General features: G+C 67.2%; 8 protein-coding genes and 1 tRNA gene. 5 read left to right on the forward strand and 4 right to left on the reverse strand.

What is annotated here, in order from left to right; all coding sequences use genetic code 11:
• The first annotated feature begins 33 nt into the window (after positions 1–33).
• Entirely contained in the window at positions 34–1,407 is a 1,374-nt protein-coding gene (locus JOE30_RS07005; protein ID WP_204869954.1) for a lysine N(6)-hydroxylase/L-ornithine N(5)-oxygenase family protein, read from the forward strand.
• Positions 1,404–1,652 (forward strand): MbtH family protein, encoded by a 249-nt coding sequence (locus JOE30_RS07010; protein WP_027506921.1) that lies wholly within the window; start codon positions 1,404–1,406, stop codon positions 1,650–1,652. Before JOE30_RS07005 ends, JOE30_RS07010 begins: the two co-directional genes overlap by 4 nt.
• Before the next feature lie 3 nt (positions 1,653–1,655).
• Here JOE30_RS07010 and JOE30_RS07015 read toward each other — a convergent pair whose 3' ends face one another.
• Entirely contained in the window at positions 1,656–3,125 is a 1,470-nt protein-coding gene (locus JOE30_RS07015; protein WP_371831744.1) for a threonine/serine exporter ThrE family protein, read from the reverse strand.
• Positions 3,126–3,374: 249 nt separating this feature from the next.
• Here JOE30_RS07015 and JOE30_RS07020 point away from each other — a divergent pair, with 249 nt between their 5' ends.
• The 3 genes from JOE30_RS07020 to JOE30_RS07030 all read left to right on the forward strand — a co-directional run bounded on the left by JOE30_RS07020 (position 3,375) and on the right by JOE30_RS07030 (position 6,394).
• The gene (locus JOE30_RS07020) at positions 3,375–4,514 is read left to right on the forward strand and encodes a diguanylate cyclase (RefSeq protein ID WP_204869958.1); all 1,140 of its coding nucleotides are present in this window, start codon (positions 3,375–3,377) and stop codon (positions 4,512–4,514) included.
• A 25-nt stretch (positions 4,515–4,539) separates the two neighbouring features.
• Positions 4,540–4,611: transfer RNA gene (locus JOE30_RS07025), tRNA-Thr, on the forward strand.
• 880 nt (positions 4,612–5,491) lie between these two features.
• The gene (locus tag JOE30_RS07030) at positions 5,492–6,394 is read left to right on the forward strand and encodes an oxidoreductase (RefSeq protein WP_204869960.1); all 903 of its coding nucleotides are present in this window, start codon (positions 5,492–5,494) and stop codon (positions 6,392–6,394) included.
• A gap of 1,075 nt (positions 6,395–7,469) precedes the next feature.
• Here JOE30_RS07030 and JOE30_RS07035 read toward each other — a convergent pair.
• The 3 genes from JOE30_RS07035 to JOE30_RS07045 form a co-directional block, all read right to left on the reverse strand.
• Positions 7,470–8,258, reverse strand: a complete 789-nt coding sequence (locus tag JOE30_RS07035; protein WP_204869963.1) for an alpha/beta fold hydrolase — start codon at positions 8,256–8,258, stop codon at positions 7,470–7,472.
• A gap of 404 nt (positions 8,259–8,662) precedes the next feature.
• Entirely contained in the window at positions 8,663–10,384 is a 1,722-nt protein-coding gene (locus JOE30_RS07040) for a siderophore-interacting protein (RefSeq protein ID WP_204869965.1), read from the reverse strand.
• A 142-nt stretch (positions 10,385–10,526) separates the two neighbouring features.
• The gene (locus tag JOE30_RS07045; RefSeq protein WP_204869967.1) at positions 10,527–11,981 is read right to left on the reverse strand and encodes a PepSY domain-containing protein; all 1,455 of its coding nucleotides are present in this window, start codon (positions 11,979–11,981) and stop codon (positions 10,527–10,529) included.
• Between the last annotated feature and the right edge of the window lie 55 nt (positions 11,982–12,036).

Below are 12,036 nucleotides of genomic sequence, written 5' to 3' on the forward strand. Positions count from 1 at the left end.
GATCCGATCCGGGACGGAACGGGTGGGAGAAGCATGAGCAGTCCAGAAGTACTCGACGTCGTGGGTGTCGGTTTCGGACCTGCGAATCTCGCGCTGGCGATCGCCATCGAAGAACACAACGAGACCTGCGCCGACCACGAGCGCGTCCGGGCGGTGTTCGTCGAGCGTCAGGAGAGCTTCGGGTGGCATCCCGGCATGCTGCTCGACGGCGCGACGATGCAGATCGCGTTCCCGAAGGACCTGGTCACGTTCCGCAATCCGCGGAGCGGATTCACCTTCTTCAACTACCTGTACGAACGCGATCGGCTCGTGGACTTCGTCAATCACCAGACGTTCTTCCCGACGCGGCACGAGTTCCACGATTACCTCGCCTGGGCCGCCGAGCGGGTCCACGCCGACGTCCGCTACGGCACGTCGGTCACGGACATCACGCAGGACGGCGACGTCCTGACCGTCCGGTGCGACGACGGCACGGTCGTACGCACACGCAACGTCTCCGTCGGTGCCGGGCTGACCCAGCGGGTTCCCGAGTGGGCGTCACTGTCGGCACGGTGCTTCCACAACCACGACTTCCTGCCGCGCATGGCCGAGCTGCCGAAGCCGACCCACGGACGGTTCGTGGTGCTGGGCGCCGGCCAGTCGGCAGCCGAGGTGGTGCAGTACCTCCACGGTCACTACCCGCACGCCGAGGTCCACAGTGTCTTCGCTCGGTACGGGTACAGCCCCGCCGACGACAGCCCCTATGCCAACCGCATCTTCGATCCCTCCGCGGTGGACGAACTGCACCGGGCACCGGCCCTCGAGCGAGAGCGGCTCATCGCTCTGCACCGCAGCACCAACTACTCGGTCGTCGACATCGAGCTGATCGAGGAGCTCTACCGCGCGGAGTACGCGGAGCGCGTCAGCGGCCACCGCCGCCTGTTCATGCGCCGCGCGTCCACCATCGACGGCGTGGTCGAGACGGCCGACGGCATCGAGGTGACCATCCGGGACACCATCGACGGCATCGCCGACACCCTCGACTGCGACGCGCTGGTGCTCGCGACCGGTTTCCGGCCCGCGCCCCTGCGGCCGCTCCTCGGTGAGCTGGCGCCCGAGGACGGCGGCCCCCGCGTCGTGACACGCGACTATCGCCTGCTGGCGACGCCGGAAGCCGACACCGCCGGTGCACCCGGTGTCTACCTGCAGGGCGGCACCGAGACCACGCACGGCATCACGTCGTCGTTGCTCTCGAATGTCGCGATCAGATCCGGAGAAATCCTGAACTCCATCGTTGCGAGGCGTGCCGGTGGCGCGGTCCTTGCTAGGGTCGACACCGGTTCCACAGGCGCGGCGACCCGCGCCGAGACCGACAAGGCCCGCCGGGAACGCCCGGCATCGACGTTTGCAGTGAGCGAGGCAAGATGAGCACCAACCCGTTCGACGACGAAGACGGACGCTTCTACGTGTTGGTCAACGACGAGGATCAGCACTCGTTGTGGCCCACCTTCGCCGAGGTGCCCCAGGGATGGCGCGTCGTGTTCGGCGAGGAGAGCCGGGCAGCGTGCCTGGAGTACGTCGAGAAGAACTGGACCGACATGCGTCCCCGCAGTCTCCGTGAGGCCATGGAGGAGGACGCCGCGGGCCGTCACCGCGTCGAGAACCCCTCCTGATCTCTACTTCCAGCGCGCCGCGGACCTTCTCCGCGACTTGACCGGACGCTTCGAACGCACCGAGTCCGTGCGACCCAGTCTCATGATGGGTCGACGCAGGGACTCGGTGCGTTCGACTATGCGGGGGCGGCGCAGTGTGCGTGCGCCCCATTCACCCAGCGTGACGCCGCCTGCCAGTGCGCCGCCCGTGCCCACCGCCGCCAGGAGCGCACTGAGGCCCAGCAACGTCTGATCGTTGAGCAGGGCGAAGAGGCCGCGGTAGACCGACAGACCCGGCAGCAGTGGGGTGATACCCGCGACCGCGACGATCAGCGGCGGGATCAGGGCGCGGCGGGCCATGAGGCCACCGGCGAATCCGACCACCGTCGCGGCGATCGCGGACGAGAGCACCGGTCCGAATCCCACCTGCTGCGCGATGAGGAACACCAGCGCTCCGGCGAAACCACCGGCGAACGCGGCCGTGAGACCCCGGCGCTCGGCGTAGCAGGCCAGTGCGTAGAAGAGGGCCGCGAAGGCGCCGGCCACCACCTTGGTGGGCACCTGAGCGAGGTCCGGGGGTGCGACGTTGCTCATGACCGGCAGCTCGGCGCCCAGCAGTGCCGCCAGTCGCAGGGTCGTCGCGACGCCGGCGATGATGCCGCCCGTCATCATCAACAGCTCGAAGAAGCGGGCCGCCGCGGTGATCGGCGCTCCCGTGATGGCGTCCTGCACCGAGCCCACCAGGGACAGCCCTGACAACAGCACTGTCACGCCGGCCGCGATGACCTGGGACGGCGAGATCGAGATTCCCAGCTGTTCCTGGAAGTTGTACAGGGTGACGGCAGGAGCCGAGGCGATGAAACCGCCGACCACCTGCTGGAAGAAGAACGGCAGACCCGCACGGTTCAGCACTCGGCCGACGCGGTCGATCACCATCGTCGACAGGAAACTGACCACGGCCACCAGGACGCCGCCGCCGAGCAGCACCGAGATCGCCGCGGCCATGCCCGCCCACGCCAGGGTGGCGATCCACCGGTTGTAGGGGTGCGGCGCCCGGGTGACCTCCTTGAGCTCCGCGAGAGCGACCGCCGGTGTCGGCACCTCCAGGCGGATCTTGCGGGCGAGCGCGTCCACGTCGGCCAGGCGCGTGAAGTCCATGGACCGGTAGTGCACGATGCGCATCGTGCTGGCCGGGGGAAGCGTCGGGCCGCGGTAGGCGCTGATGACGATCGAGTTGTAGGTGACGTCCACGTCGCAGCGCGAGAGGCCGTACGTCGAGGCGATGAACTGCACCTGGTTGGCGGTGTCGATGGCACCGGTCCCGGCGGCCAGGGTCACCTCGCCGACACGCACCGCGAGGTCGAGCACCTCCGACACGCTGGCGTCGTCGGTGAGGTCGACGGGCTGGAGCGGACTGGGTGCACCCGCCGGGGTGTCGACGATGGCGCGTCGCTCGCCTGTCATGCGTCGTAACGTCGACGCGAAGCCCTGCAGGTAGGTCATTCCTTCTCTCGGTCCGCTCTCGTGTCCGGGTGGTTCGAGGACGAAGGTACCGGGTGGACCCGGGTGGTTCCTGACCGAGGTGCGCGGGAGGATAAACAATCTTCAGGACCGAATGGATCGAGAAATCGGTACGAAAAACGGCAATGGGGGCATGGATCGGGGGTAGCGGCCATATCATTGGGCAAGGTGAAGGAGCGGGGCCTTTGTCGCAGTTGTCCGTACGATGCAAGGCTGGTTCGAGTGCGTGTTCTCCGCGAGTGGTGGTCTTCCGACATCGACTACGCGTGGGTCGCCAACTATCACCGCGCCCATGCGTACCTCAGGACCGCGCCCTATCTGATTGCCGGGGCATGCTTTCTCATCGCGGCCAAGACGACCGCGGACATCATGACCTCGCTGTCGTCGCGCGAGGCGGACGGACCGTGGTGGGTGTTCGTGGTGGGCACCGTCGTGTCCGTGGCACTCGGCGTCGTGTGGGCGCGTGGTCACTTTCTCACGCGGGAGTGGTCGCTGCGGTTCGTCATGATCGCCGATGTGACCATAGCCGCGGTGCTGCTCGCGCTACCGCCGTCTCAGATCGTCGTGATGTCGGCAGCCTTGTTGGTGACCGTCGGCAACTACGCGAACGCCTTCCACGGTGTGCGCGTGTTCGTGTGCCACGAGCTGTTGGCTCTCGGAATTGCACTGTGTCTGTTCGCCCGGCTTCTGGTCGGCACCTCGGTGCCGGTGTCCGCCGCCGTGTCCACCCTCGTCACCGTTCTCGTGATCTTGTTCGCGGCGTCCTCCCTCAATCACTTCTTCTTCACCGCACTGCGTGACGATGCCGCCCGCGCGTTCTACGACCAATTGACCGGCCTGCGGAACCGCAGAGGGCTCCTCGTCGACGTCGAGGCGATGCTGCGGAGCGCGCGGCTGGTGCAGGGGACCGACGCCACCGTCGTGTCCGCCGTCTGTCTCGATCTCGACGCCTTCAAGTCCGTCAACGACCGCTTCGGCCACACCATCGGCGACGACGTCCTCCGCAGCGCAGCCGCACGGATCGGGCGGGTGTCGTTCGACGCCGTCTCCGCGCGCATCGGCGGCGAGGAGTTCCTCGTGGTCGTCGCCGGCGACGAGACGAGGGGCCCGAGCGTCGCCCGCGCCCTGCTGCACGCCATCCATCGAGACGACGACGCAACACCGATCTCCGCGTCCATCGGCGTGGCCTCCCTACCCCTGACGCAGGCCCGCGGAGACACCGCCGTTCTGCTCAACAGCCTGCTCGACCGCGCCGACGCCGCCATGTACGAGGCGAAGCGGCAGGGCGGGAACAGGGTCAGCGTCGCCGACCCCGGGACCGACGGGGTGGGCGGGCTTCGGCAGGAGGGGCTCTCGTTATGATGGTGCCGCTCGGTTCGCCGGGCGCGCCTCCTTAGCTCAGTGGTAGAGCACTCGCCTTGTAAGCGAAAGGTCGTCAGTTCAATCCTGACAGGAGGCTCTCATGATGCCTTTGACCTGCAGGAATGCTTCGAATTCGCCTCCTTTGACCTCTCGTTTCACGACGTCCCGCTGTACGTCCATGCAGGTCCACGACGGTCCAGGGGCGTCCGGACACCAGCGAAATGCTCCGAAAATGGGCTCGATGTCACGAGTTGTCACAACTCGTCCGTAACTCGTTCGATGGACTCGGACGGACGTGAGTGGCTGTGGGTGGACTTCAACTCCGAAGAGTCCACGACAGTCTGTGGACGTCCGCGGACTTTCGTGTACGGACACCACTCGCTCCACGTCCGGTCGCCGGTGGCGTGGACGTGTGCGGACGTCGGTGGACGGTGCATCTTCGAACACCCGGCTCCATGAACCGATCATCGGGCGGTCCGTCCCACGACATCGCGTCGACTGCTTCGAGCACGTCGCTTTTCGTCCCACAGCGGCTAGCATCACGTATTCGATCGTCGGTGATAGTGGCAGGCAGCAAGATTGCGTTGATCTCGACGATCGGTGTCGAAGCTGACCTCGTCAGGTCAGCGGTTCCTTGGGTGCTGCACGATCGCCGCGCCGATCATCCGCCCCTTGTGGCGCGGCAAGACCCCGATCGCCCGGACGTTCACGTTCCGAGGTCATGCGTTCCCGCTCTCAGAATGCGAACGAGACCACCGGTCCTTCCGGCTCGTGGACGACCCATCGAGGCGCGTCATCGGCGATGTGTCCGATCGGTGTCACGAATGACGTCCCCTGTGGCGCAGGCGGACTCGGCGTGCACGTCGGGCCGTTCCGCGGAGGTGTCGGACGCGTGTACGTGCTGACCCGATCAGGAGCGATCCGAGAACCTTCGGAGTTCGCCGAGTGACCTGCCGCGCACGGCTATTCTCGGACCGGTGACCTCGACGTGGACGACCGCAGACATTCCCGATCAGACGGGACGGCGTTTCGTCGTGACCGGCGCCAACAGTGGCTTGGGTGCGGCCACGGCCCGAGCCGTGGGCGCTCGTGGGGCGGAGGTGGTACTCGCGTGTCGCAATACCGACAAGGGAGAGGCTGTAGCCCGCGAGATCGGGCCGACCGCGACCGTTCGCGAGCTCGATCTCGCCGATCTGGCCTCCGTGAGACGCTTCGCCGACGCGACCGAGCCCTTCGACGTCCTGGTCAACAACGCCGGTGTCATGGCGCTGCCGCAGAAGAAGACGGCCGACGGTTTCGAGATGCAGTTCGGGACCAATCACCTCGGGCATTTCGCGTTGACCGGACTGCTCGTCGACCGCATCTCCGACCGGATCGTCACGCTGTCCAGTCTCGCGCACACGAGCGGAGACATCTCGCTCGACGACCCCAATTTCGAGCACCGCCGCTACAGTCGCTGGGCTGCCTACGGCCAGTCCAAGTTGGCGAATCTGTTGTTCGCGTACAAGCTCCAGCGGCGCCTGTCGGAAGCGCGCTCCTCGGTCGTCTCCCTCGCGGCGCATCCCGGCATCTCGTCCACGAACCTGGCGACCCACACCGAATCTGCCCTCGACAAGATCTTCTCGTTCGGAGCGGGCGTCATCGGTCAGAGTTCGAACATGGGAGCGTTGCCGCAGCTGTACGCGGCGACGGTCGCCGGCGTCGAGGGAGGCTCGTACATCGGACCCGACGGGTTCCGGGAGATGCGCGGCCATCCGACAGTCGTCTCGTCCAGTAAGCGTTCGCGCGACTTGAAGCTCGCGACCGCCCTGTGGAATCTGTCCGAGCAGCTGACCGGGGTGAGCTACACGAGCCTGCGCCGGGACCCGCCGATTGCCTGAGGGTTCCACTGCCCGAGGGGGGCACGCTGCCGAAATGCTGTTCACAGGCAGTCGCGTCACAGCGGAGATCGACTTCCCATCGGACTCGTGAACCGGCGCTCATGCGGATACCCGTCACGAGTTCGCAATCGGTGAACCATGATCAAAGCCCCCGTCCGTGCACTGTTCTCGGGCAGATCCACCGCGAAACCGAGGTGTCGTGACAGCTTGGTCAGGCGGTGAGCCACGCTGCTGTGGTGCAGGTTCAGTAGCCCTGCTGCGTTCCGGAATCAAGGTAGACCTCCGACGTCGACACCATTTCGGCTCCATCGTGGGTGCCGTCCAACGCTGGAATGCGCACGAGGTCGGGATGCAACCGTGGCGACCGTGTTGAATGACGTCGTCGCGCCGATCGCGGCGCAAATAGGTGGCAACTCACCCGACGCATGGACCGAGGGCGCCGCAGCCGTCGCCGCGAGCGCCAGCAGCTGCCGAGTCGCGTTGGAAACGCCCCACTGGTGGACTCGGCGGGGGAGACCTTTACCCAGCTCTCGCGGCTGCGGGAGACGGTGCTGCCGATGAATGCAAGCAGTCGTGATCTGACGACACGCATGACAGCAACACCGCAACCTGGAGGTCGAGGCGGGGGGCACGGGCTCTGGTCGTCGCTCCGAACGATCTCTTCCCCTGCCTGCCGTGGTTCGTCGCCAATGCGCGGTCCATGAGCAATTGGTCGTCCAGCGAAGCCTGAACGAAGTCACGGGGACCTCGCCGCCGAGGACCGGGGCCGACTCCCGAGCCCCACGCCCCGAATGCAAGAAAATCGATGACTCGCTCAGTTCAGGGAAATGTCGAAGGGCGTGCTCGAGCGTCACCGAACGAGAGAAATCGCGGCCCTCCGGCGTTACCCGCACGCCGCCTCGGAGCTGATGTGCAGCCCGGTGGATCCCCCTCCAGGACGCGTGGCGCAATACCGCAATACCGCAATACCGCAATACCGTCGTTACTGCGCGGCGAGTTCGCCGAGGGCCCTGTCGAGGTCGCCGGCGAATTGTCGAACCAGAATCGACATGAACTGGTCTGACTCGTTCGAACGTTATCCCCTTTCGGTGCGGTCGAGAATCAACCGAGTGGCTTCTTTCGGTGCGTCCCATTGCGGAAAGTGACCGCATCGCTCGAACCAGTGCAGTACGGCATCGGGGAACAGCTCCGATGCGCGTGTGGCTTGCTTCGGCACTGTCACCAGATCTCGTCGTCCCCAACCGATTGTGACCCGCCCGGGCACTGTGCCGGACGCTGCGCCTTCCTGCTTCGGTCCGTGGATGAGGGCGTTCAGAGCGGCGCCGGTCGACGGGGAGTCGGCGAGGCCGCGCACGTCGGGCAAGACGGTGTCGCGCGAGAGCGCCCATGGCCGCGCCGACAACTGTGCCAGCAGCAGGGTCCTTCCCGCAGAGTTGCCCAGAAGCGCAGGCAGGAAGCGCCGCAACACTTTGACCAGGCCTATCGACGGCCGGAGTGTGGCGCCGAAGACAGCGCGTTCGCGGTCGCTCCAGAAACCGCCGGGGTCGAGTGCCACGGTGTCGCCGCCGACTCCCCGCCGCGCAAGTTCGAGGACGATTCGACCGCCCATAGATTGACCGACGGTGGAAACGCCACCCAGATCGTGTTCGCGAATGAAATCCGCGACGGAGTCGGCGAGAGCGGCGATCGATACTTCGCCCGTCAACGACGGGGTTTCGCCGAACCCCGGTAGGTCGACCGCGATGACGTCACGGTGTTCCGCCAGTTCGTCGATGATCGGGGACCAGGATCGCCATCCGACGCCCAAGCCGTGCACCAGCAACAGCGGGCTGCCATTTCCGAATCTGACATAGTTCAGCGTCATATGGTCGACGGTACGCCAATGCCCGGTCGACGAACGGGCTCCGGAAGAGCAATGGCACCCGCTCACCCAGCGTTAGAGTCGGCCACTCTTCGCGGGGCACGACTGTTCGGAACCACGTCACCGGCGTGGTGACCCGCCGCGGCCCCACCGCCGGCCTGAACGCGCGGCGGCAGAGCGGGTGGTGGCCGAGTTTGCGGCCGAGTCACCCTGGTACGACCGGGACAGCACCACGGTCGGATGGTGGGCGGGTGCGACGGGGCACGCGTTCGCTGGTGATCTCGAGATGTTCCGGAGGCGACAGCGCGTCTTCGCGTTCCGGCTCGTCCCTGGGTGAGAACGCAGGTGCGCCGAGGCAGTCGGTAGGCCTCCTGTGAGGCGGTTCAGACGCGAGTCGTCCGGGCCCATCACGTCGCCGACCCCTGTCGGCCCCGAAATTCGACCACCGTGGACCCCCACCCGAGGCTTCCGACACGTGCGTCGGCTCCGACGGCGTCGGTGATGAGGTCACGGAGTTCGGCTTCGGTGCGTCGCCCGGATCCGTACAGGCACAGTCGGAGCAAGTCGTCCTCGGTGTCGTGATCGTCGGTGGTTGCCGGGTCGAGCACGTCGGTGATGAGGACGACCCTGCGCGCGGACCTCGCCAGCATCGAGAGCAGCGGGCGGGCGTCGGCGTCAGGGTGAGCGTCGATCAGGTCGACGGCGATCGCGAGGTCCACCGGGGTGACGTCGCTGGAGTCGGCGCACTGCACCGCACCTCGTCGTTCGTGGGCCACGTCCGCCAGGTTCCGGCGGTTGCGGTCGGGATGTCCGACGAGCGTGATCTCGAGGTCGGGATGTTCCCGTACGAGTGCGTCGGCATAGGCACCTGCCCCGTCGCCGTGGAGTGCGACCGTCCGGACCCCGTCGAGATCGACCGCGTCGGGCAGCGCGGTAGCGCGGTAGACAGCGGAGAACGCCGCTTCCTCGTGGAACTTGTCCGCGAATCCGGGCTCGGCCATCTTGTCGGCGAAACGATGTGTCGCAGCGGGTTTTCCGGTCCGGATGGTCTCGGTGAGTCCGAGGAGCGACAGTTCGAGACGGGTGTGGATCCTGTCGTTGTGCAGCGACTGGTCGAGAAACGCGTCCTGTTCGGCGAGCAGGGACCCCATCTCGGTGAGGGCGCAGCGCTGACCGTAGGTGGTGAGAAGGTCGAGCAGCGCGAGGTGCCGCACCAGCTTCACCGTGGCGCCGGGGTGAGTGCTGCATGCTGCGGCGATCGCGTCGACGGTGTCGGCGCCGCCGTCGACAGCAGCGAACACGCCGAGCGTCACCGCGGTCCTGATCACCAGCGGGGTCGCCAGGTCCGCCATCTCGTGCAGGCGCGCCGCGGCGTCCCTCGCCTGGCCGCTCTCGACCGGGGACGGGTCGGATCGTTCCTCGCGTCTGCGCCAGTACCCAGCGATCTCGACGAACTTCTTGTCGATCTGCTTGTCCTGCTTGGCCCATCGACGCAGTGGCTTGATGGTCTGTGCTTCGCCGGCCACCCAGAGGTACGGCTGCCCGGGTCGCCACGGCGCCGTTCGGATCGTGTCGACGAGCCGGGAGGCCCCTCCGGCCTCGGATCGATACAGCCAGGTGATGTCGACGTCGGCAGCCGAGCGCAGCTCCTGCCGGTGCGAGCGCTCGGCCACTTCGACGACCACCGTCGCCGGCAGATCAGCGGGCAGCATCTCGAGGCAGTGCGCGATGGCGGGCAGGGCGGTCTCGTCGCCGGCGACGAGCATCCACTCCACCTCGCGCGGCAGGCCCGCGGAGTGTTTCGGTCCGGCGATCAGTACCGTGTCGCCGGGCTCCACCGTCCGGGACCACGTCGCTGCGAGTCCGCCCTCGTGGGCTGCGAAGTCCAGCACCATCTCTCGCCCGGCCTCGTCGAACCGGCGCACGGTGTACGTCCGTGCGTACGGGAACGATCCAGAGGGCCAGTCGACGGTGCCGTCGTCCTGATTCCTGGGAACCGGGAACGGCAGGGTCTCGGTGACCGGGTCGACCGGAAGAATCTTGACGTCGTCGTCGAATCCGGTGGTCCGCACCGGAGGCAGCTCGACACCGTCGCGCACGTGCCGGTCCATCGACGGCAAGTCACCCATCGAGCGACTCACCGTGCACAACCTCCCCGCCAAGAACAGCTAGCCGAGCTACGTCGGTAGGCGGCGGTCGCGATGGGGTTGTGCGCTCAGCCCCGGGACGCTGCAGAAGTCCACCCCGCCCTCGCCTGGCACCACGGTCTCGTCATCCTGACCGGGGCGGAGTGGCGCCGGAGACTGCGCGCGACCGAACGCCGACGACGAGGTCGACGGCGAGGAAGGCGAGTAGGGACAGTCCCAGGAGCGGCATGAAGTACCCGACGGCCACGGTGACGACGACGAGCCCGACCGCAGCGAGGGGCGGGATCCGGCGGATCGCGCCTCGCTGCGGAGGCCGGCCCACTGGGGATGCGCCACTACGAACAGGTCTGCGTTGGAACCACATTCGGTACCCGGCGATGATCATGGTCACCAGGACGGCTGCCAGCGCCAGCAGGGCGAGTTGGCTGACGAGCCCGAACAGCACGCCCATGTGCAGGCTGACGCCCCACGTGCTGAGCTTGGCGGCGACCGGCCAGTCGGCGAAGCGTTGCACGTCGACGATTCTCTCGGACGCTCCGTCGACGGCGATCGAGTCGGTGGAGAACACCCACGGATCGCGCAGTTGCGCCACGGTGAACGCGGTGTCGCTCGAGGTGGGGATCGATGCTTCGACCGCGCCGGTGATGTCGTTCGCACGGGCGACGGCGAGGACACCGTCGATCTGACGGACGTCCACCGCCTCGGTGGTCGCCGCGGTGTCGGACGTGCCGTGTCCTGCGTGGCCCGCGTGCTGGTCGTCGGAATGGCCGGCGGGACCGGTGAGATCGGTGTCCACGGCGGGTGTGGTCCAGCTCAACGCGGATCGTAGATCGGTGATGTTCGCGCCGGCGTGGTTCGACCACGTGAGTCCGGTCGCCGACAGGAACACCAGTCCTACGACGATCCAGGCGCCACTCGCCCCGTGCAGGCCGAGTGTGCGCCGGCGTCCGCGGGCGGTGCGGTCGACGGTGAACAGGCGTGCATTGTCGGAGTTCCGGCTGTGCTGGCGTCGGTAGCGCTCCGCCCACAGGAACGCTCCGCCCAGCGCGACGACGCCGAGCCAGGACGCGGCGAGTTCGCTGTAGAGGCGGCCGGTGTCTCCGAGGTGCAGGGAGCGGTGCAGTTCGCTGATCCAGGTGCGCAGCGGGAGCGATCCGGAGGAGCCGTAGACCGTCGAGTGCCCGACAGGGGCGGCGGTGGCGGGGTCGATGAACACGGCGGTGCGCTTGGACTCGCCGAGGCTCGGATCGGTGAACAGGACGCGGGTGGTGTCGCCCGGTTCGGTGGCCGGTCGGACGGCCGTGACGGTGAGATCGGGTCGTTCCTGCTGTGCGGAGAGGATCTGGTCGGACACCGGTCGTGCGGGTCCGGCGCTGTCGGTGTGGAGCAGGTCGCGGTAGACGACGCTCTCGAGTGTCGGGGCGATGGCGTAGAGGCCGCCGGTCACGGCCGCGACGAGGATGAACGGTGCGATGAAGATGCCGGCGTAGAAATGCAGGCGCAGGATCAGTGGTCGCCACCGCGAGGTGGGTGGTGGTGCGGGAGCCGCTGTGGGCTGGGTCTTCTCGGGTGTGGACATGGTTGTGCTCGATTCCGGTGATGCACGCGAGAGCGCCGAGTCTCGGAGAACGTGC

It is taken from the genome of Rhodococcus sp. PvP016 (assembly GCF_017832185.1).
Classification (GTDB): Bacteria; Actinomycetota; Actinomycetes; order Mycobacteriales; family Mycobacteriaceae; genus Rhodococcoides.

Coding starts and splice junctions, on each gene's coding strand:
- JOE30_RS07035 (WP_204869963.1), bottom strand. CDS start 8,258: ATGACGCTGAACTATGTCAGATTCGGAAATGGCAGCCCGCTGTTGCTG.
- JOE30_RS07005 (WP_204869954.1), top strand. CDS start 34: ATGAGCAGTCCAGAAGTACTCGACGTCGTGGGTGTCGGTTTCGGACCT.
- JOE30_RS07010 (WP_027506921.1), top strand. CDS start 1,404: ATGAGCACCAACCCGTTCGACGACGAAGACGGACGCTTCTACGTGTTG.
- JOE30_RS07045 (WP_204869967.1), bottom strand. CDS start 11,981: ATGTCCACACCCGAGAAGACCCAGCCCACAGCGGCTCCCGCACCACCA.
- JOE30_RS07040 (WP_204869965.1), bottom strand. CDS start 10,384: ATGGGTGACTTGCCGTCGATGGACCGGCACGTGCGCGACGGTGTCGAG.